This is a genomic window from Gordonia sp. DT101 (genome assembly GCF_049844895.1).
In the GTDB taxonomy this organism is placed as follows: Bacteria; Actinomycetota; Actinomycetes; order Mycobacteriales; family Mycobacteriaceae; genus Gordonia.
Genome location: NZ_JBNCLX010000002.1, coordinates 502,637 through 523,437, shown reverse-complemented (window position 1 = coordinate 523,437; position 20,801 = coordinate 502,637). Strand labels below are relative to the sequence as shown.

The 20,801-nt window shown below is 68.0% G+C and carries 20 protein-coding genes; 6 read left to right on the top strand and 14 right to left on the bottom strand.

The window, feature by feature from the left end; translation table 11 throughout:
* Positions 1-6: 6 nt before the first annotated feature.
* Entirely contained in the window at positions 7-1,992 is a 1,986-nt protein-coding gene (locus ACLQ3I_RS08980; protein ID WP_425792554.1) for a hypothetical protein, read from the bottom strand.
* 253 nt (positions 1,993-2,245) lie between these two features.
* On the opposite strand from ACLQ3I_RS08980, the gene ACLQ3I_RS08975 reads away from it, so the two are divergent.
* Positions 2,246-3,046 carry an alpha/beta fold hydrolase gene (locus ACLQ3I_RS08975; RefSeq protein ID WP_425792553.1) on the top strand — a complete coding sequence of 267 codons (801 nt, stop codon included), beginning with the start codon at positions 2,246-2,248 and terminating at the stop codon, positions 3,044-3,046.
* Positions 3,047-3,134: 88 nt separating this feature from the next.
* Here ACLQ3I_RS08975 and ACLQ3I_RS08970 read toward each other — a convergent pair whose 3' ends face one another.
* The 7 genes from ACLQ3I_RS08970 to ACLQ3I_RS08940 form a co-directional block, all read right to left on the bottom strand.
* Complete coding sequence (locus ACLQ3I_RS08970) at positions 3,135-4,685, bottom strand: carboxylesterase/lipase family protein (protein WP_425792552.1); 1,551 nt, start codon at positions 4,683-4,685, stop codon at positions 3,135-3,137.
* Positions 4,686-4,833: 148 nt separating this feature from the next.
* On the bottom strand, positions 4,834-5,598 hold the full coding sequence (locus ACLQ3I_RS08965; protein WP_425801355.1) for a LamB/YcsF family protein: 765 nt from the start codon (positions 5,596-5,598) through the stop codon (positions 4,834-4,836).
* Positions 5,599-5,638: 40 nt separating this feature from the next.
* Positions 5,639-6,592, bottom strand: a complete 954-nt coding sequence (gene rlmB / locus ACLQ3I_RS08960) for a 23S rRNA (guanosine(2251)-2'-O)-methyltransferase RlmB (RefSeq protein WP_425792550.1) — start codon at positions 6,590-6,592, stop codon at positions 5,639-5,641.
* 1 nt (position 6,593) lies between these two features.
* On the bottom strand, positions 6,594-7,988 hold the full coding sequence (gene cysS / locus ACLQ3I_RS08955) for a cysteine--tRNA ligase (RefSeq protein ID WP_425792549.1): 1,395 nt from the start codon (positions 7,986-7,988) through the stop codon (positions 6,594-6,596).
* Positions 7,989-8,041: 53 nt separating this feature from the next.
* The gene (ispF, locus tag ACLQ3I_RS08950) at positions 8,042-8,500 is read right to left on the bottom strand and encodes a 2-C-methyl-D-erythritol 2,4-cyclodiphosphate synthase (RefSeq protein ID WP_425792548.1); all 459 of its coding nucleotides are present in this window, start codon (positions 8,498-8,500) and stop codon (positions 8,042-8,044) included.
* A complete protein-coding gene (gene ispD, locus ACLQ3I_RS08945; protein WP_425801353.1) occupies positions 8,497-9,288 on the bottom strand; it encodes a 2-C-methyl-D-erythritol 4-phosphate cytidylyltransferase in 792 nt (263 codons plus the stop codon). Before ispD ends, ispF begins: the two co-directional genes overlap by 4 nt.
* A 41-nt stretch (positions 9,289-9,329) precedes the next feature.
* Entirely contained in the window at positions 9,330-9,818 is a 489-nt protein-coding gene (locus tag ACLQ3I_RS08940; protein WP_161061799.1) for a CarD family transcriptional regulator, read from the bottom strand.
* 355 nt (positions 9,819-10,173) lie between these two features.
* On the opposite strand from ACLQ3I_RS08940, the gene ACLQ3I_RS08935 reads away from it, so the two are divergent.
* Positions 10,174-10,761: a hypothetical protein gene (locus tag ACLQ3I_RS08935; RefSeq protein ID WP_425792546.1), complete on the top strand. Its 588-nt coding sequence runs from the start codon at positions 10,174-10,176 to the stop codon at positions 10,759-10,761.
* A 78-nt stretch (positions 10,762-10,839) separates the two neighbouring features.
* On the top strand, positions 10,840-12,219 hold the full coding sequence (radA, locus tag ACLQ3I_RS08930) for a DNA repair protein RadA (RefSeq protein WP_425792545.1): 1,380 nt from the start codon (positions 10,840-10,842) through the stop codon (positions 12,217-12,219).
* Between the two features lie 6 nt (positions 12,220-12,225).
* Here the strand turns inward: radA and ACLQ3I_RS08925 are convergent, their stop codons facing one another.
* Positions 12,226-12,810, bottom strand: coding sequence for a PaaI family thioesterase (locus tag ACLQ3I_RS08925; RefSeq protein ID WP_425792544.1), 585 nt, complete (start codon positions 12,808-12,810; stop codon positions 12,226-12,228).
* A gap of 25 nt (positions 12,811-12,835) precedes the next feature.
* On the opposite strand from ACLQ3I_RS08925, the gene disA reads away from it, so the two are divergent.
* Positions 12,836-13,921 (top strand): DNA integrity scanning diadenylate cyclase DisA, encoded by a 1,086-nt coding sequence (gene disA / locus ACLQ3I_RS08920; RefSeq protein ID WP_425792832.1) that lies wholly within the window; start codon positions 12,836-12,838, stop codon positions 13,919-13,921.
* 16 nt (positions 13,922-13,937) lie between these two features.
* On the opposite strand, the gene ACLQ3I_RS08915 is transcribed toward disA, so the two are convergent.
* Positions 13,938-15,104 carry a CaiB/BaiF CoA transferase family protein gene (locus ACLQ3I_RS08915; protein WP_425801350.1) on the bottom strand — a complete coding sequence of 389 codons (1,167 nt, stop codon included), beginning with the start codon at positions 15,102-15,104 and terminating at the stop codon, positions 13,938-13,940.
* On the bottom strand, positions 15,101-16,288 hold the full coding sequence (locus tag ACLQ3I_RS08910; protein ID WP_425792542.1) for an acyl-CoA dehydrogenase family protein: 1,188 nt from the start codon (positions 16,286-16,288) through the stop codon (positions 15,101-15,103). Before ACLQ3I_RS08910 ends, ACLQ3I_RS08915 begins: the two co-directional genes overlap by 4 nt.
* Before the next feature lie 110 nt (positions 16,289-16,398).
* Here ACLQ3I_RS08910 and ACLQ3I_RS08905 point away from each other — a divergent pair, with 110 nt between their 5' ends.
* Complete coding sequence (locus ACLQ3I_RS08905) at positions 16,399-17,406, top strand: LacI family DNA-binding transcriptional regulator (RefSeq protein ID WP_425801348.1); 1,008 nt, start codon at positions 16,399-16,401, stop codon at positions 17,404-17,406.
* Between the two features lie 58 nt (positions 17,407-17,464).
* Here the strand turns inward: ACLQ3I_RS08905 and ACLQ3I_RS08900 are convergent, their stop codons facing one another.
* Positions 17,465-18,256 carry a hypothetical protein gene (locus tag ACLQ3I_RS08900; RefSeq protein WP_425801346.1) on the bottom strand — a complete coding sequence of 264 codons (792 nt, stop codon included), beginning with the start codon at positions 18,254-18,256 and terminating at the stop codon, positions 17,465-17,467.
* A gap of 141 nt (positions 18,257-18,397) precedes the next feature.
* Positions 18,398-19,033 (bottom strand): carbonic anhydrase, encoded by a 636-nt coding sequence (locus ACLQ3I_RS08895; protein WP_425792539.1) that lies wholly within the window; start codon positions 19,031-19,033, stop codon positions 18,398-18,400.
* On the opposite strand from ACLQ3I_RS08895, the gene ACLQ3I_RS08890 reads away from it, so the two are divergent.
* The gene (locus ACLQ3I_RS08890; protein ID WP_425792538.1) at positions 19,032-19,928 is read left to right on the top strand and encodes an A/G-specific adenine glycosylase; all 897 of its coding nucleotides are present in this window, start codon (positions 19,032-19,034) and stop codon (positions 19,926-19,928) included. The genes ACLQ3I_RS08895 and ACLQ3I_RS08890 overlap by 2 nt on opposite strands.
* Here ACLQ3I_RS08890 and ACLQ3I_RS08885 read toward each other — a convergent pair.
* Positions 19,885-20,778, bottom strand: a complete 894-nt coding sequence (locus ACLQ3I_RS08885) for an alpha/beta fold hydrolase (RefSeq protein WP_425801343.1) — start codon at positions 20,776-20,778, stop codon at positions 19,885-19,887. The two genes, ACLQ3I_RS08890 and ACLQ3I_RS08885, sit on opposite strands and share 44 nt — an antisense overlap.
* Positions 20,779-20,801: the final 23 nt, after the last annotated feature.

Genomic DNA, 20,801 nt, shown 5'->3' with positions numbered 1-20,801 from the left:
GGCTGCCTACTGTTTCGGCTGTTGTGCCGGCCGGGCCGCCCGCGCTCGCCGTCTGCGCACGATGATCGTCCCGCCGATCACGATCCCGACCAGTAGCGCAGCACCCACGATGACCCCCGTGATGGTGAACCAGGCCTCCTCCTCGTCGGACGACTCCTGGTCGGCGGCAGCATTCACCTCGTCGGAAGCGACCGCGACCGGATCATGCCCGGGAACCTGAAGAATCGCGTCACCGCTGACCGACGACCACCGCTTGTCGGTCGACATCCACCGCAGCAGGCCGTCGAGGTCACTCGCGTCATCGGTGGAGGTCGCCACCAGCAGACTCCGGTCACCGGATCGGGTCACCTCGAGAGCGCCGTAGTCGACACCCGGATTGAGCGTGACCGAGGACTCCTGGGGATCGTCGCCCTGCGACACGACCTTCAACGTTCGGCCGTCGGACTGCAACGGGAGACCCAGGTCCGGCAATCCCTTCCCGTCGGCAGAGATCAGGATCGCCGGCTGATCGGACGAACCGGCGGTGTCCATCGACACCACGTCGACACCGAACGGCACCGCAGACATCGCCTGCAATCCGGATGCGATCGAGACGGCCCGCGAGACGTCGCCGACATCGCCCTTGGACCACGCGAGTTGGGTACGCGGCATCAGGGCCTGGGGCACGGATTGGAATCCGCTGGGCACCGGCGGATCAGATGCTTCCGACTGGATCTCACCGGCCGAGCTCAGACTCAGCGAGCTGCGGTAGCCGGTGCCGCAGCTCTCGCCGAGGTCGCCGCGCTCGAGGGTCACGGTGAGTTCGGTGTAGCGGGTCACGACGTCCTGAGGCACATCGACCCACGAGTTGAAGGTCCCGCTGCCGTCGTTCTGCAACGTCGCGATCGCCCGATCGCCGACCTTCACCGAGATCAATCCGTCGGCGTCGCGCGGACCGGGGCTGTAGGAGCCCTCCAGCTGCACCCGGATGTTCTTGGACGGCCGTCCCAACCGGGTCTGATCGATGCCAACGGTGACCGAAGGCCACGATGCCGACGTGGCGCTCTGATCCGGGATCCCGATGTCGGAGAGGGTCTGCACGTCGGGCGGGAGTTGCGGTGCCCCGTGCAGGGTTCCGGCCACCGCCGCCGAGCTCAGCGCGATCGGCGAGAGACTGGACGTGAGGAATTGTGTCTGCGTGAGCAGTTCGTCGCCCGACCCACCGATCTCGAGATAGTTGCTGCCGCGGTTGTCGTGCAGGGACAGCCCCGGCGGCGCGTCGGTGCTGATCACGACCTGTCTCTCCAAGGGGCCCGGCACCGTCGGGGGTGTCGCACCGCGTGGCAACGCAACCGTGTCGATCGGCACCGGAGTGGTCCCGTAGTTGGCCACCACAGCGGTCGCGAGATTGACCGCCGCGGCCCCCTCGGCCTGCTGCACATCCTGGGGGACGTAGATCGTCAATCCGCGCAGGACCGGCGGCAAGAAGTCGGCGACGGTGTCCGGGATCGCCTCTCGCCCTGTGTAGGCGACACTGGCATTGACGATGCGCAACGCGTGTTGTGGGTCGAACTGACAGAACCCCTCGATCTGGAGGTAACCGCGCAGGACCAGATCGGCGGCGTTCTTGTCGACGCGGACCCCACGCAGGGACAGCTCGATCGGCGCGTTGGGCGCCGGATTGATCGGTGTCCGAGAGATCAGCCGATCGCCCTGCAGGACATCGATGCTGCCGCCTTTGACGAACGCCGGCAGTTGGGTGTTGCCGCGCAGCACCGACGGTGTGAGGTCCTTCGGGACGGGCAGGGTCAGGCTGACCTCACCCTGCTGTCCCGGGAAGGTGATCGTCGAGGACGAACCCAGGTCTGCCAAGCTCATCGCGGGCGGAGGATCCCCGGGAGCCGCAGTCGCGGTCGGGGCCAGCCCGGAGAGTGCGGCGACCATCCCGACCACGGCCACGACGACTGCCGGAACCACGCCGGCACGACGCAGCGACCTCTGACGAATGTCCATCGGACCCCTTCAATGCGCGCACGTCCTGCGGTCGTCCGCGCCCCTCGGCGAGACGTACTCAGTGTTACTGAAGTGAACCTAATCGACCAGCCGTATACGTGTCAGAGATAACCCCGTTCTCATCTGTGGCCTCTGTCTCGATTGTCCCTGCCCCGATTGTCCCCTGCCCCGATTGTCCCTGCCCCGATTGTCGTTGTGGATTCGAGTCACAACCGTTTCCCGATGGGCGGCGACTTCTGGAACGATGGGCGGAGTGTCGAGCGTGACCGCGGGTGAACAGATCGACGGCGGCGTCTATGTGGACGTCGGCGGACGGCGAGTGTGGCATTTCCACGGTGGCGACCCTTCTGGTCAGGCCATCGTGCTGCTGCACGGGGCCTTCGGGTCGGCAGCCACCTGGGGTGCACAGATCGCCGACTTCACAGGTGTCGGGTTGAACGTCTACGCCCCCGAGCGCAGTGGACACGGCCACTCACCCGATCACGACGGCCCGTTCACCTATGCCGACATGGCCGCCGAGACCATCGACTATCTCGAGAACGTCGTGAGCACACCGGCCCATCTGGTCGGTTGGAGCGACGGCGCGGTGATCGCCCTGCTCGTCGCCCGGCAACGACCCGATCTGGTCAACCGCATGGTGCTGGTGGCCAACTACGTCAACACCGACGGCCAGGAGGCCGCGGAGTTCTTCAGCCTCATCAAACAGCGGAATCCGTCCACGGTGGAGTTCCTGCGCAGCGGATACGTCCCGGTGTCACCGGACGGGCCCGACCATTTCGAGGTCGTGTACGAGAAGACGGTGGCCATGCTCAGTCGCGAGCCCGAATACGATCTCGACGACTTCGCCGAGGTCGCGGCGCCGACGCTGGTGGTCGCGGCCGATCGGGGCGTCGTTCGCATCGAGCACGTGCTGGCACTCTCGCGAGTGCTGCCCCACGGCCGGTTTGCCGTGCTCCCGGGCACGCACATCCTGCCGGTGGAATCGCCCGAACTCTTCAACCCGCTGGTGGTCTCGTTCCTCGCCGCCGATCCGGCGAGTCACTGGGCGCCCTGACCGACCTGCCACCTGGCCACCCGACCACCGCCGACAGCAACCCGTATCTCGCCGACAGCAACCCGCTCCCCGCCGACAGCACCGCCAGTCAGGCCGAGGCGTGGACCTTCTGCCAGGCGGCGCGACGGGCACCCTCCGGATCTGTCTGCACCCGGTCGGGATCGTCGATGATGAGTACCTTGCGGCTGCCGGACTCGTAGGCCGGCCATCCCACCCCGGGAACGCCGCCGGTGGCGAAGGCACCCCAACGATCCTGCACGTCGGCGATCACCCGCCCGGTGGAACGCCAGTCCCCGACCGCGAGGCCGGCACCCAACGCCGTGCGATAAGCACCGAACACCGCGAACAACTCGGTGGCGTGGGTCGCCCCGACGCCGGTCGCGGCCAGGATGCGGGTGTGAAAGTCGTAGCGATAGACGTAAGTCGGCGCCACCCGACTGTGTCCCTCGGCGAACGCCACCATCGGCGCCCAGAACACGGCATCCGCCGCCAGCTGGACGTCATCGCGCTCGCCGCCGTTGTACAGCGCCCGGATCTCGCGACGGTCCTGTTCGTCGCTGACCCGGACCAGTGCCTTCTCGGCGTCCGGCAGTACATTCCAGAACTTGGTGAACAGCTGCCCCTCGTCGTGGTTGCTGCCGATGATCAGCGGCACCGGAAGCGTCGTGCCGGCGGCGGCCGCATCCAGTGGCGAGGCGGGCAGATAATCACCGTCGACGACCGGTCCGTACGGGATCGCGTCGTCGACGCCGGCCGCGGCGGCGAACTTCATCAGACGATCTCCGGCACGAAGGATCTCGTTCGCCGACGACCGAGCGATCAGCGCCTGGGCGTCGGCGGCCGGAATCGGTTCGGCCTCGGTGTCGATCCGCGTCGACCGGCGCTGTGGATCTCGCAGCAAACGCAGGAACTCGTCGGCATAGATCCGTGCGGAGTCCTTGCCGATGACGAGTTCGGTGGCCGGGCTCTCCGCGATGGCCCGGTTGAACAGGCCGTTCGCGGCGGGCGTGCTCAGCAGGCTCACCACCGACGTGCCGCCGGCACTCTCACCGAAGACGGTCACGTTGTCGGGGTCACCGCCGAATGCCGCGATGTTGCGCTGCACCCACGACAATGCCGCCACGTGGTCCTTGAGGCCGAGATTCGAGTCGAACGGACGGTCGTCGGTGGCGTAGGCGCCGAAGTCGAGGAATCCGAACGGGCCGAACCGGTATTGGACGGTCACGACGACGACATCTTGCGCACGGGCGAGCAACGACCCTTCGTAGAGGGGGGTTGCCGCGGTGCCGAGGATGTACGCACCGCCGTGGATGAAGAACATGACCGGTCGCGGCGTCGACGACGGGCGGTCGGGCGCGAACACATTGAGGGTGAGGCAGTCCTCCCCGACCGGCTGATACTTGCCGGGTGCGACCGCAGTGAACTGCTTCTCCTGGATCGCCGCCTTGGCGAATCGGGTGCAGTCGCGGACGCCGGGCCACGGATTGACCGGCTGCGGATCACGAAAGCGCAGGCCGGCCACGGGCGGCGCGGCGAACGGGATGCCTTTCCAGCTGATGGTGCCGCGCCGGGTGCGCTTGCCCCGCGCACCCTCGACGATGCCATCGGTGGTGGTAACCCTGCTATCGATCGATGTCATGTACCCCAACATAGACGACGCCCTGATCCCGCCCGCGGAGCCGGTTTGTCCCGCCGACAGCAACACACTCAACGCCGAGAGCAACCACCTTCTCGCCGACAGCAACGTGCATCGACGCTTCTGGGCCCGAAACCATCCACCGGCGACCTCAGTCTGCCGAGATCGAGATACCGGCCTCCCGAAGTGCGCCGCGGACGGCACGCGCGTGCGCGACGGCACCGGGGGTGTCGCCGTGCAGGCAGACGGACTCTGCGTCGACGGCGATCACCGATCCGTCGACGGCGGTGACCGTGCCGTCGGCGATCAGCCCGACGACACGTCGCGCGATCTCGCCACTGTCGGTCAGCACGGCCCCCGGCTCGGTCCGCGGAACCAGGGTGCCGTCCGGCCGATAGCCACGATCGGCGAAGGCCTCGGTGATGAACGGGATCCCGGCCTGCGCGGCACGTCGCAACGACACCGATCCGGGCAACCCCATCAACGGCAACGATCCACCGAGCTCCACGATCGCCGCCACCACCGCGTCCGCCTGACCCTCATGCTTGACGATCGAGTTGTACAGCGCACCATGCGGTTTCACGTATGAAACCTCGGCACCGACGGCGCGGGCGATGCCGTCGAGGGCACCGATCTGATAGATGACATCGGCAGTCAGGTCGTCGGGCGCGACATCCATGAAGCGCCTGCCGAAACCCGACCGGTCCGGATACGAGACCTGGGCACCGATCCGCACGCCGGCGTCGGCCGCCGACCGGCAGGTCGCGATCAGCTCTGCGGGTGTCCCGGCGTGAATGCCACAGGCCACATTCGCGCTGCTGACGACCTCCAGCATCGCCTCGTCGTCGCCGACGCCCTCACCGAGGTCGGCGTTCAGGTCGATGACGAGATCCGTTGTCCGTCCGCGTCCACCCATACCGCGAAGTCTAGTGGCCGCGGCGGGGCCGAGATACGTCCTACTGCCGTCGCTGACGTGCGAACTCGGCGAGCACGACGCCGGCCGCGACCGAAGCGTTCAGGCTCTCGACATCACCGGCCATCGGGATCGACATGATGGAGTCGCAGGTCTCGCGCACCAGCCGCGAGAGTCCCTTGCCCTCCGAGCCGACCACGATGACGGTGGGCCCCGTGCCGTCGTACTCGTCGAGGGTCACATCGCCCCCGGTGTCGAGACCGACCAGCTGGGCCCCGTCGGCCGCCCAATCCTTCAGCGTGCGGGTCAGATTCGGCGCCTGCGCCACCGGCAGCCGCGCGGCCGCACCGGCGCTCGTCCGCCAGGCGACCGCCGTGACACTGGCGCTGCGTCGTTGCGGGATGAGGACACCGTGGCCACCGAAGGCCGCGACCGAACGGATGACCGCACCGAGGTTGCGCGGGTCGGTGATGTTGTCGAGGGCCACCAGCAGCGGTGGCGTCCCGCTGTCCACGGCGTCGCGCATCAGGTCGTCGGGGTGGGCGTACTGATACTCGGGCACCTGCAGGGCGATGCCCTGATGCATCCCGTTCGACGACAGGCGGTCGAGCTCGTTCTTTCCCACCTCGAGGATTGCGATACCGAAATCGCCTGCCATCTTCACACTCTCGGCGACCCGCTCGTCGGGCTCGGAGTTGGTGGCCAGGTACAGCGCGGTTGCCGGCACCCCGGCGCGCAGGCACTCCACCACCGGGTTGCGACCGAGGACGTACTCGGGGCCGTCGTCTTTGCGGCTGCGGGCACCACCGCGGCCGGTGGTGGTCTTCGCGGCCGCCTTGGCCCGCTTGTGAGCAGGGTGATACGGCCGGTCGACCGCCTTCGGAGTGGCCCCGCGCGCCTCGAGTCCGCGGCGTCGCTGCCCGCCCGAACCGACGGTCTGCCCCTTCTTGCTGCCGGTCTTGCGCACCGCGCCTTTACGTTTGGAGTTTCCTGCCATGTCAGGACGTTCCCTTCAGCGACCACTGCGCACCATCTGGTGTGTCCGTGACCTCGATACCGGCCTCGGCGAGTCGATCGCGGACCGAATCCGCGGTCGCCCAGTCTTTTTCCGCGCGCGCCTGCGACCTGCGTTCCAACTCGGCGCGCACCAGGACGTCGAGCGCCGTGGTGGCCGCGCTCTCGTCCGCACTGTCGTCGGACCAGTGTTCGTCGAGCGGATCCACTCCGAGGATGCCCATCATCGCGCGCACCGACGACGCGGCCGCGAGCGCCCCGGGTCCGTCACCCGACTCGAGTGCGGTATTGCCTTGCCGCACAACGTTGTGCACCACTGCCAGCCCCGCCGGCACGCCGAGATCGTCGTCGAGTGCGTCGGCGAAGTCCGTGGGGACCTCCCCGACCGCGACCTCGCCCACGCGCGACGACACCCGCGTGACGAAGGACTCGACCCGCCGGTATCCCGCGGCCGCCTCGGTGAGAGCGCCGTCGGAGTATTCGAGCATCGACCGGTAGTGCGCACTGCCCAGGTAATAACGCAGTTCCACCGCGCGCACCCGCGACAGCATCGCCGGGATCGACACCACGTTGCCCAGCGACTTGCTCATCTTCTCGCCGCCCATGGTCACCCAGCCGTTGTGCAACCAGTAGCGGGCGAACGGATCTCCGGCGCCGTGCGCCTGCGCGATCTCGTTCTCGTGGTGCGGAAAGATCAGATCCATGCCACCGCAGTGGATGTCGAACTCCGGGCCGAGGAGTGAGGTGGCCATCGCGGAACATTCGAGATGCCAGCCCGGACGTCCTGGCCCCCACGGCGTGGGCCACGACGGCTCGCCGGCCTTGGCCGCCTTCCACAGGGTGAAGTCACGCGAATCCCGTTTGCCGGTACCCGCACTCTCCCCCTGGTGCACGTCGTCGAGTCGATGCCCGGAGAGCGACCCGTACTCGGGCAGGCTCAGCACGTCGAAGTAGACGTTGCCGTCCGATTCGTAGGCATGACCGCGGTCGATGAGCCGCTGCATGTACTCGACCATCTGGGTGACGAATCCCGTGGCCCGGGGTTCGCCCGACGGCGCGATCACGCCCAGTGCGTCGTACGCGGAATCGAAAGCACGCTCGTGGGTCGCCGCCCACTCCCACCAGGGACGACCGTTGTCCTCGGCCTTCCGGAGGATTTTGTCGTCGATGTCGGTGACATTGCGGACGAACAGGACGTCGAGGCCCTGATGTTCGAGCCAGCGCCGCAGTACGTCGAAGGCGATCCCGCTGCGCACATGACCGATGTGGGGCACGCCCTGGACGGTGGCGCCGCACAGGTACACCGATGCGTGTCCGGGGTGCAGCGGAACGAAGTCGCGCACCTCTCGGGACGCGGTGTCATACAGGCGCAGGGTCACGACGAGCAATCCTACCTGGTCAGATTCGCCATTCGGCCCCGGTGGCTCCCGGGTCAGTCGAGCAACGCGGTCGCGACCGCCGCCACGCCCTCGCCTCGACCGGTCATGCCCAGCCCGTCGGTGGTGGTCGCCGACACCGACACGGGTGCGCCGAGCGCCGCGCCCAGCACCTGCTGGGCCTCGTCACGACGAGGTCCGATCTTCGGCTGGTTGCCGATCACCTGGACCGCGGCGTTCACCACGTGGAAACCGGCGTCGGTGACGAGTTGGCGAACGTGCTCCAGCATCGCCGCCCCGGAGACGCCCGCCCATTCCGGACGGCCTGTCCCGAACACCGAGCCGACATCGCCGAGTCCGGCTGCCGAGAGCACCGCGTCACACAGGGCGTGCGCGCCGACGTCACCGTCGGAATGGCCTTCGCAACCGGGCGCATCGGGGAAGTGCAGCCCGACCATCCAGCAGGGCGCATCCGCGTCGACGCGGTGCGCATCGGAACCGATGCCGACTCTCATGAGGGGGGCTCCGTGAGGTGGTCTCGATACGTCTCCTCGCTACGCTCGTCGACTACTCGACCAGCGGGAGGCAACGTCTCGCTACGCTCGTCGACCACTCGACCAGCGGGGGACGTCTCCGCGACGATGTCACGTGCGATCCGGAGATCCCAGGGCGTGGTGATCTTCATGGCCAGCGGATCACCGGCGACCACGTGGACCGGAATCCCGGCACGCTCGGCGAGCCCCGCATCGTCGGTGGCGAGTCCGGAGGCGTCGGCATGAGCCTGCATCAGCGCCGCGCGGGTGAAGCCCTGTGGGGTCTGGATGGCACGGAGACGTTCGCGATCGACGGTTCGGATCACCGGTTCTCCGGTGCCCGGCCCGGCCGCCACCGGTTCGACCTCTTTGAGTGTGTCGGCAACCGGCAGTCCGGGGACCACGGCGAGATGTCCGTGACGCACGGCGGCGACGACCCGATGGAACACGTCGGGCGGCGTGAAGGGACGCGCGGCGTCATGGACCAGCACGATGTCGGAGTCGGTACCGGCGATGCCTGCCCGGACGGACTCGGACCGATGGGATCCACCGGCGACCACCGTGGCGTTCGGGACCAGGCGCGTCGCCTCGTCGATCAGGTGGGCGGGAACCACCACGACGACAGTGTCGGCAACCCCTGCGCGCAGGATGCCGTCGACACAGCGTTCGAGAATGGTCGTTCCGCCACCCAGATCGACGAAGGCTTTCGGGACCGCCTCACCCAGCCGGGTGCCAGACCCCGCGGCCGGGACGACCACACTCACCGTCATTCCGGCGCCGCCGGGATGTCAGTCACGTGCAATTCAGCGGGTCAGGACGCCGCGGCCAGCACCTCGTCGAGAATGCTGGTCGCCTTCTCGTCGTCGGTGTTCTGCGCCAGCGACAGCTCGTCGACCAGGACGCGACGGGCACGGGTCAGCATGCGCTTCTCACCGGCCGACAGTCCACGGTCCTGTTCGCGACGCCACAGGTCACGAACGATCTCGGCGACCTTGATGATGTCGCCCGAGATGAGCTTTTCCTGGTTCGCCTTGAACCGGCGCGCCCAGTTGGTGGGCTCTTCGGTATGCGGGGCGCGAAGCACCTCGAAAACCTCACCGAGCCCCTCTGCGCCGACGACGTCACGAACGCCGACGTATTCCAGCTTTGTCGAGGGGATCTGAACGGTCATGTCACCATCGGCAACTTTGAGAACGAGATATTCGATCTGTTCGCCCTTGATGGTCCGAGTCACGATGTCCTCGACCCGAGCAGCACCGTGATGTGGGTAGACAACGGTGTCGCCAACTTTGAAATTCAATGTTCCGTGCCCCTTTCGAGTAGACCCAGTCTAGCACGGGCGTCCGAGAGGGCCCACACAACGGTGCAGGTCAACGCGCTGTACCGTGCGCTCCGGCCACACCTCGCGGGGCGACGGACCAGCACAAACCGGGCCGTGATCGGCCACACACAGGCACTGCCGAAACCCCCTCCGGCACATCGTCGCACCAACCCCGGCGGCACCAATCCGACACCCGATCGGGCTTTTGCGGTTGCCGCCCACTACGCTGCGTAGTGCAGGGTTCACGCATGTGCGTATCGGCCTTTCGAATACCTGGGAGGAACGGGTGTCAGTGCTTCGGAAAACCGCTCGGCGTTCGGCTGTCCGTACGCGCATGGGGCGTACGACCAAGGTGACCGCGATCGCCGCGGCGGGCATCGCTCTCGCACTCGGCACCACGGCGTGCGGTGCGGGTCAGATCTCGCAGACGGCGAGCCAGGAACCCGCCGTCAACGGCAACCTGGCGAACGTCGGTTCGATGCAGCTGCGGAACGTGCAGATCATGTACCCGACCGACAAGGCCGACGAGGTGTTCGGCAACGGCGGTCCGTTCGAGATCTCGTTCGTGATCAGCAATGTGGACCCCGTCCTCAACGACCGGCTGGTCGCCATCGACGCTCCAGCCGGCGGCAAGGTCACCATCGCCGGTGACACGAGTATCGCTGCGGGACAGGCGCTTCGTGCCGGCAAGCCCGTCGGGCTGCTCGAACCCGAGAACGTCCAGTCCACCGACGAGGAGAAGCGCCTCACGGTGATGCTGTCCGGAGCAGGCGACTCGGTCGCCCCCGGCCTCACGACGCCGCTGAAGTTCCGCTTCGAGAAGTCCGGCGAGGCCACTGTCGACACGCCGATCGACTCGGGCACCACCCTGCCGCGTCAGGACAAGATCCGGCAGGCCGAGGCCCCGCCCGTCGAGCACTGAGCTCTTCTCTCGGCTGTCGCTCTCCTCTCGGCTGTCACGCTTCGCACGGCTGTCGGGGGCCCTCACTAGGCTGACCGGGTGGCCAAACCGAAGTCGTCCTTCCGCTGCAGCGCCTGCGGGCATTCCGTCGCAAAATGGGTGGGTCGCTGCCCGGACTGCGGCGAATGGGGCACGGTCGACGAGGCCGCCACGACGATCGGTGGCCGTGGCAATGCGGTCGGCGGCGTCACGCCCACCAGCCCGGCCCGGCCGATCACCGAGATCGATGCCAACGCGTCGGTGGCGATCCCCACCGGCATCGAAGAACTCGACCGCGTCCTCGGGCGTGGCGTGGTGCCCGGATCGGTGATCCTGCTCGCGGGCGAGCCGGGTGTCGGCAAGTCGACCCTGTTGCTCGAGACGGTCAAACACTGGGCACACCGCGGCCAGAAGGCCCTCTATCTCACCGGCGAGGAGTCGGCCGGCCAGGTCCGGATGCGCGCCGAGCGCACCGACGCGGTCCACGAGAACGTCTATCTCGCGGCCGAATCCGACCTCGCGACCATCCTCGGCCACGTCGACGAGGTGAATCCGTCACTCGTCGTCGTGGATTCGGTCCAGACGGTCGTCGCGACCGGAACCGACGGCGTCACCGGCGGCGTCACCCAGATCCGTGCGGTGACAACGGCATTGGTGTCGATGGCCAAGAACCGCGGGATCGCCGTGGTACTCGTCGGGCACGTCACCAAAGACGGGGCGGTCGCCGGTCCTCGCTCGCTCGAGCATCTGGTCGACGTCGTCCTGTCCTTCGAGGGCGACAAGCATTCCAGCCTCCGGATGGTGCGCGGCATCAAGAACCGCTTCGGCGCCGCCGACGAGGTCGGTTGCTTCGAGCAGCGCGACGACGGGATCCATCAGGTACCCGACCCGTCCGGGATCTTCCTCCATCAGCGCGACGCCGACGTCACGGGTTCGACCACCATGGTCACGATGGACGGCAAACGCGCGCTGGTCGGCGAGATCCAGGCGCTCGCCAACAAGAGCACCATGGCGACTCCCCGGCGTGCCGTCTCCGGCCTGGACTCGGCGCGCGTGGCGATGGTGCTGGCCGTGCTGCAGGCCCGGCTCGGTGCGCCCCTCAACGACCAGGAGGTCTACCTCGCGACCGTCGGCGGGATGCGCGTCACCGAGCCGGCCGCGGATCTCGCGATCGCGCTGTCGGTGAGTTCGGTTCTCGACAACACCCCCATCCCGCACACCACGGTGGCGATCGGCGAGGTCGGGCTCGCCGGCGAGGTGCGGCGGGTGTCCGCGGTGGCGAGGCGGGTGACCGAGGCCCGACGGCTCGGTTTCCGCCACGCGATCATCCCGGCGGGTACCGACGAGAACCTGCCGTCGGGGATCCGGGTCACCCGCGTCGGCGACCTCGAGCAGGCAGTCCGTGCCGGACTGGCGAGTGTGGTCGACGCGCCGTTCTGAACGGGCTCAGGGACGCGACAGTCGTTGTTTGTACTCGTCGGAGAGCTGACTCTTGCCGATGTGCTCGGCGAAGTGTTCGCGGGCGTTGATCGACACGAAGATGGCGTGGGCCGCCGCGACCGGCTGATCGGGGTCACCGATGTGCGCAACGCCCTCGGTGTAGAGCTTGCGGCGTTGCCGCCCGAGCAATGTCGCGCGGAACTCCAGGGTCGATCCGACCGGGATGGGTCGGAGGAAGTCGACCTCGATGTGCACGGTGACCGCCGACGGCCCGACGAGCAGCGGCGCCATCCCCATCACGTCGTCGAAGGCCGTGGTCAGGATGCCGCCGTGCAACACGCCGGGGCCACCCTCGAAGTGGGTCTCGACGGTCATCGACGCGGTGACCGTGAAGTCCTCCCCGGCATACATCTCGAGATGCAGACCGTGCGGGGAATCCTCGCCACACCCGTAACACATCGGGTTGTGCATCCTCATCGGCTCACCCGGCCGGACGGCCTTGGGATGACGCTCGATGGGGTCCAGGTCGGTGGGCACCACAAAACCGCTCTTCACGTCCCGATACCCTAGTCCGTACGCGGTGTCACCCATGCGACGAGGTGGGACCGGAAAGGGCATGATGGCCGAGATCGCGAAGTCGGAGCTGACCAGGGAGACCCTGGCACGGGTGGCCCCGGGTACCGGTCTGCGCGATGGGCTCGAGCGCATCCTGCGCGGCGGGACGGGCGCCTTGATCATCCTCGGCCACGATTCCGACGTCGAGAAGATCTGCGACGGCGGATTCCACCTCGACGTCGAGTTCGCCCCGACACGTCTGCGCGAGCTCGCCAAGATGGACGGGGCCGTCGTCCTCTCCACCGACGGCAAGCGGATCGTGCGGGCGAATGTCCAGCTCGTGCCGGATCCGTCGATTCCGACCGAGGAGTCGGGTACCCGACATCGTGCCGCCGAGCGCACCGCCATCCAGATCGGCCACCCCGTGATCTCGGTGAGTGCGTCGATGTCGATCGTGAGCGTCTACGTCGACGGCGTGCGGCGCGTGGTCGAGAGCCCCGACCCCATCCTGTCGCGGGCCAACGTCGCCTTGGCGACGCTCGAGCGGTACAAGACCCGACTCGACGAGGTCATCGCGGGACTGTCGCGGGCCGAGATCGAGGACTACGTGATGCTGCGAGATGCCATGTCAACCGCACAGCGCATGGAGATGGTTCGGCGGGTGTCGGTCGAGATCGAGGAATATGTCCTCGAACTCGGTGTGAACGGCCGCCAGGTGAGCCTGCAACTCGAAGAGCTGATCAGCGACAACGACACCATGCGCGAACTACTGGTCCGTGACTACTACGCGAGCCCGGAGCCGGCGCGCACCGAGGAGGTCCGGCAGGCGCTCGAGAGCATCGAGCAGTTGTCCGACGCCGATCTCCTCGACCTCACGCTGCTCGCGGGCGCTTTCGGGTATCCGACCACCATCGAGGCCCAGGACACCGCGATGAGCCCGCGCGGTTACCGGCTCCTGGCGCGGATCTCACGTCTGCAGTTCGCGCACATCGACCGTCTGGTGCGTAGCTTCGGGACGCTGCAGGCCCTGCTCGCGACGAGCGCCGCCGACCTCCAGGCCGTCGAGGGCATCGGCAGCATCTGGGCCCGCCACATCCGTGAGGGATTGTCCCGGCTGGCCGAGAGCAGCATCGAGCGATACGAGTAGAGCACGGGCGAACAGCTCAGACGGCGTCGACGAGCGGATCGTGTTCGTCGAGGCGGGGTGGCGCCGACCGGTAGGTCGCCGGGGTCGTGCTCATCCGGATCGGGTTGGCCACCTGCCGGATCGGCGAGTCACGTCGCGGGTCGTCGATGGTCACCACCGGCGCGAGGCCGAGTCGCTCGGCGAGCGCGATCGCGTCGGCGATGTCGTTGAGCGGCCCGCAGGGCACGCGAGCACCGGTGAGCCTGGCGAACCAGTTGTCGGCGGTGTCCTGTGCGAGAAGCGAGTTCAGGATGTCGACGAGCCCGGTGCGATGGGCCACCCGATCGGAGTTGGTGGCGAAACGCGGGTCCGAGGCCAGCTCCGGCCCGCCGAGAACGTCGACGAGCGCGGCGAATTGACGGTCGTTGCCGACCGCGAGGACCAGTGGCCGGTCGGCGGTGTCGAAGACCTCGTAGGGCGCGATGCTCGGATGCCGATTGCCCATGGCGTGCGGCACCACCCCCGCCGCCACATATCCCGATGTCTGATTGACCAGCGCCGAGAGCAACGACGAGAGCAGATTGACCTCGATCCGCTGTCCCTCGCCGGTGCGATCTCGATGGCGCAACGCCGCGAGAATGCCCACCGCAGCATGCAATCCGGTGATGACGTCGACCATCGCGACGCCGACCTTGGTCGGGCGGTCGGGGTCGGGACCCGTGATGCTCATCAAACCGCCGACGGCCTGGATGAGCAGGTCGTATCCGGGGAGCTGATTGTCTCCACCGAACCCCGTCACCGAGCAGTAGACGATGTCCGGGTTGGACTCGCGCACAGCGTCGTAACCCAGACCCAACCGGTCCATCGTCCCCGGCAGAAAGTTCTCGACGACGACGTCGGCCCGCTCGACGATTCGTCGGGCCTCGGAGAGACCGTCCGGGTCGGTGAGGTCGAGGGCGACCGACCGCTTGTTACGGTTCACCGACAGGAAGTACGACGACTCAACAGCTTCCGGACCGCCGACCCATGGCGGCCCCCAGCTGCGGGTGTCGTCGCCCGAGCCGGGTCGCTCGATCTTGATCACCTCGGCGCCGAGGTCGGCGAGCAGCATCGTCGCGTAGGGGCCGGCGAGCACCCGGCCGAAGTCGGCGATCACCAGCCCGCCGAGCGCTCCGCCCGCGTCGTCGCCGAGCGAACCACTCACCGGAAAGCGCCTTCGCCGGTGAGCGCCTTGCCGATGGTCAGCTGATGGACCTCGGAGGTGCCCTCGTAGGTGAGCACGGACTCGAGATTGTTGGCGTGGCGGATCACCGGGTATTCGAGGGTGATGCCGTTGGCGCCCAGGATGGTTCGGCACTCGCGCGCGATTGCGATCGCCTCACGTACGTTGTTGAGCTTGCCGGTGCTGACCTGCTCGGGGGTGATCTCGCCGCGATCCTTGAGGCGGCCGAGGTGATAGGCCAGCAGGTGTCCCTTGCCCACCTCGAGCGCCATGTCGGCGATCTTGGCCTGGGTCAGCTGGTATCCGGCGAGCGGCTTGTCGAACACCTCACGTGTCTGCGAGTAGTCGACCGCGACCTCGAGGCAATCCCGTGCGGCGCCCATGGAGCCGAAGATGATCCCGAAGCGCGCCTCACCGAGACTCGTGAGCGGACCGCGGAGTCCCTGCGCCTCCGGCAGCATCGCCGACTGCGGCAGACGGACACCGTCGAGCACCAGCTCGGACGTGACCGATGCGCGCAGCGAGACCTTCTTGTGGATCTCGGGGGCCGAGAAGCCCGGCGTGTCCGTCGGCACCACGAACCCGCGGATGCCGGCCGCACCGTCGGCGAGATCGGTATGTGCCCACACCACCGCGACGTCCGCGATCGATCCGTTGGTGATCCACATCTTGGTGCCGTTGAGCACCCAGTCGTCGCCGTCGCGTTTGGCGTGCGTGCGCATCCCGGCGGGGTTCGACCCGAAGTCGGGTTCGGTCAGACCGAAGCACCCGATCGCGTCGCCGGCGGCCATCCGCGGCAGCCACTCCTGCTTCTGCTCCTCGCTGCCCCAGTGGTGAATCGAGAACATGGCCAGCGAGCCCTGCACCGAGACGAGACTGCGGATACCCGAGTCGACCGCCTCGAGTTCGAGGCAGGCGAGACCGTAGGTCGTCGCGCTGAGCCCCGGGCAGCCGTAGCCCTCGAGATGCATGCCGAGCGCGCCGAGTGAGCCGAGTTCCTTCGCGATGTCGCGGGCAGGCAGCTTCGCCTCCTCGAACCAGTCCGCGACATACGGACGCAGGCGCTCGTCGGCGAACTTCCGGACCGTGTCCCGGATCGCGATCTCCTCCGGCTCGAGAAGCGAATCGAGGGCGAAGAGCTGGCTCAGGGTCTGCGGTCGGGACATCGGTTCCTCCGGGTTTGCGAGAACGATTGCAAGAACGTTTGCATCGACTAATGTAGGGCTGCCGGGACGAGTTCGTCAACCCACATCCGGCCGGAGGGAGGTGCGTGCGCATGCGTGACGGAAACCGCGCGCCGACGCTGAAGGAGATCGCCGAACGCGCGGGCGTGCATGTGTCGTCCGCCTCCCGCATCCTGCGTCAGACCGAGCCCGCCGACGGATGGTCGGAATCGGCGCTGCGAGTCCGGCGGGTGGCGGCGGAACTCGGCTACCAGCCCAACCTCTGGGCGGCCAGCCTGCGCACGCGCAAGACCACCACCCTCGGAGTGGTGATGACCCGCCTCACCGACGGGGTGGTCGCGACGACATATCAGGGCATCGAGGAGGCCGCGTCCCGTGCCGGGTACTCCGTCCTGCTGTCGAGCCCACCCGACGATCTCGACGCCCAACGTCGCGCCATCGAGCTACTCGTTGGCCGCCAGGTGGACGGCCTGCTGCTGAGCAGCCTGCACAACCCGGGGCGGCCGTTCATCGACGCGCTCCGCATCGGCAACGTCCCGATGCTCGCCGTCACGCGCCACGCCGAGTCCGGACTGCCCTTCGTCGGCGGCGACGACATCACCGGCGGCCGACTGGCCGCCCGGCATCTGCTCGACCGCGGGCACACCGACATCGCCGTCGTCGCCGGTCCACGCCATGCCACCACCGCGGGCGACCGACTCGAGGGATTCCGGGCCGAACTCGGCAACGCGTCCGTAGAGCTCCGGGCGGACCGGATCATGCACTCCACATTCGAGGTCGACGGCGGCATCGCGGCCGGCCGGGCCCTGCTCGACTCACCCACGCGGCCCACCGCCATCTTCACGGTGTCCGACACCATCGCCATCGGCGTCATGGGTGTCGCCCGCGACCTCGGACTGCGCATCCCCGACGATCTGGCACTGGTCGGCTACAACGACATCCCCGTCGTCGCGCAACTGCCGGTCCCGCTCACGACCGTCCGGTCTCCGGCGCATGAGATCGGTGCGACGGCGGCTCGACGGTTGCTCGATCTGGTGGCCGGCCGGGAGCCGGAGACCGTCCGGCTGCCGGTGGAACTCGTGGTGCGCGCGACCACCTGACCGATTTCGTAGCAATAACCCGCGCTCACCGCGGATTATTGCTACCGAATCGAGGGACTCAGGGCTGCGCCGGCGCCACCACGTTGAACGTGATCGGCGCGGACTCCTTCTCCCCGACCTTCCCGATGGCCTGGTAAGCCCCGACCGCGATCGGCACGCGCGGCTTGTCGCAGCCGGGGCTGCTCGTGGTGCCCGACCAGGTGATGGTGTCGCGCACCTGCTGCGAGGGTTTGAGATTCACGTTGTTGACCGTCTGCAGCGGCGAGCAGTCGCGCGCCGACCAGAGGGTCCGGGTGCCGTCGAGGGTGCGGACCACGACGTCCTGCGCGGCCTTGCCCACGTCGCGGGTGCAGTCGGTGAGTCCGGCGTTGGTGGTGACGATCGTGAAGACCGGCTGGTCACCCGTGCTGTAGGTCGGCTTGTCGGTGTACAGGACCACCGAGATGTTCGCGTCCGGGCACAGTCCGGACGGCGGCACCGGACCCGGAGCCTGCGCGACACCACTCGGAGACGGCACCGACGACGCGGCCACCGATCCACTGGCGCCGGCCGCGGCCTCGCCTGGCACTCCGTTGCTGGAGCTGCTGTCGGTTCCGCCACCGGTTCCGCCGCCGGAGACCTGACCACTCGCCGACGGATCGGACGACTCGGCTGTCGGCTCGCTCGAATACGCCGTGGACGACGCGACCGACGAGGCGGCCGCCGCATTCGACGGATCGTCGCCGTTGCTCCCGGTGGCCCAGATGATGAGACCGATGATCAACGCAAGCGCGACGGCGCCACCACCGATGGCGACGATACGACGTCGCCAATAGATCTCAGGTGGTAGCGGGCCTTGCGGTTCGATCACGGAACCCACGCTAACGGCCCCTGTTGACGCCGTGTCCGACCGCGCTCGGCGTGTCGCACAAACAGCACCTGACCGGCCAAAAGTCTAAAGTCAGGGTTCAGCCCCGCACCCCCCGTCGCGCGCACCGGCCCGACGAGCGCGTCAGGCGTCGACGGTCTCGATACCGTCGAGCTGACCGATCACGCCGCGCACCTGCGCGCGTCCCTCGCCCAGCTGATAGGTCAGCCCCACGATCGCGAGGCGGCCGTCGGCGACCCGATCCGCGATGATGCGGCTGCGTTCCATCAACTGCTTACCGGTCTCCAGGACGTGGCGCGCCTCGAACTCGTCGACACGGGTCAGCCCCTCGCTGCGGCCGGCCAGGATGCTCGGGCTCACCTTCTCGACGAGTTCGCGGATGTAGCCGCCGGGGATCTGCAGGTTGTCGAGGGCGTTGAGGGTGGCCTTGACCGCCCCGCAGCTGTCGTGGCCGAGGATGGCGATCAGCGGCACCTCGAGCACCTCGGCGGCGAACTCCAGCGAGCCCAGCACCGCCGAGTCGATGACCTGCCCCGCCGTGCGGACCACGAACATGTCGCCGAGACCCTGATCGAAGATGATCTCGGCCGAGAGACGCGAATCCGAGCAGCCGAAGAGCACCACATGCGGGTGCTGTCCCGACGTCAGACGCTCCCGATCCTCGATACCCTGTTTGGGATGTTGAGACTCACCGGCAACGAACCGATCGTTCCCTTCCTGCAGGATCTTCCAGGCCTCGGTCGGCGTCACTTGGCTCATGTCCACTAGTGTGCCACCGGCCGTTCTGCTCGGCTGGTTCGACCTCCACGAGCGCGATCTGCCCTGGCGTGAGCCGGGGTTGTCGGGCTGGCAGATCCTGATCAGCGAGATCATGTTGCAGCAGACCCCCGTCTCGCGCGTCGTCGGGCCGTGGCGCGAATGGATCGAACGGTGGCCGGTGCCGTCGGCGATGGCGGCTGCGTCACCCGGCGAAGTGCTCCGTGCGTGGGGCAAGCTCGGCTACCCGCGGCGGGCGCTGCGGCTTCACGAATGCGCGACCGTGCTCGCCGAACAGCACGACGATCGCGTCCCCGACGACGTGGAGACGATGTTGACGCTCCCCGGCATCGGCGACTACACCGCCCGCGCGGTCGCGTGTTTCGCCTATGGGCAGGCGGTTCCGGTGGTGGACACGAATGTTCGGCGGGTCATCGCCCGGGCGGTGCACGGACGCGAACAGCCGGGCAATCCCTCTCGTGGCGACCTCGCCGACGCCACCGCTCTCCTACCGCACAGCACCGACGGCTCCGTCGACGCCGCCGCGCCACGGTTCTCCGCCGCACTGATGGAACTCGGGGCCCTCGTGTGCACGGCCCGCAGCCCGCGGTGCGACGAGTGCCCGCTCCCCGACTGCACCTGGATACGCCTCGGCCGGCCGGCCCACACCGGCCCCGCCCGCAAGGTACAGAAGTTCGCCGGCACCGACCGGCAGGTCCGGGGACTTCTGCTCGACGTCCTGCGCGGTACCGACCATCCGGTGGTCCGGGCCCGCCTGGACACGGTGTGGACCACCGACACCGCCCAACGCGACCGTGCCCTCGATTCGCTACTGACCGACGGACTGGTGGAGCTCACCGACGACGGTCGGTTTTGTCTTGCAGGGGAGGCGAATTGATGACCCAGCCGGCCGAGGTGGTCGGCATTCCGGCCAGAAACGCCTCCACCGCACCGCGATAGATGTCCGGGGCGTCGTCGTGCACCAGGTGTCCGGCGTCCGGCACACGTAGGTACTGCGCTGCGCTGCGGGCCGAACACATGGTCCGCATCTGCCCGGGTGGTGTCACCGAGTGTTCGGCCTCGATCACGAGCGACGGTACCCGCACCGAACTCCATTCCGACCAGAACTCGCGACCGCCCCACTCCTCGGCGATCTCTGACCAGATGGCCAGGCTGCCGTGCAACCGGCCGTCGTCGAAGGCCTCGTAGAAGTAGCGGCCGGCGACCTCGCCGAACATCTCCTGTGCATGCGACATCGATGCGAACCGGTCGGGCCAGCTGTCGAACCAGGGGGTCCAGTTCCGGGTGGTGCGTCCGCGGAAGTCCGGCGCCATGTCTTCGATCACCAACGCCGACACCATCTCCGGGTAGGCGGCCGCGGTGCACCAGGCGTGCAGCGCGCCCATCGAATGTCCCACCAGGACCGCGGGGCCCTGGTCGATCCAGATCAGGACCTCGGCCAGATCGGTGACGAATCGCTCGGTGCTCAGCTCCGCGGGATCGTCGGGCGCCTCCACGTCGGCGCCGGTGTGGAAGGCGGCGTCGAGAGTGAAGACGCGACCGTGGCGACGCAGCCACGGGATCTGTCGTCGCCACGTGCGTCCGCGCCCCATCAGGCCGTGCAGCAGGACGATCGGGCCGACACCGCGGACCGGCTGACCGTCGGAGTCGGTGGGTCCGCCGTGATCGAGCAGGCCGATGTCTGCGGCCCCGGTCTCCGCAGGCGTCGCGGTTCGAGTGGCGGTCACGGCTGAAGGGTATGGCAGCAGCC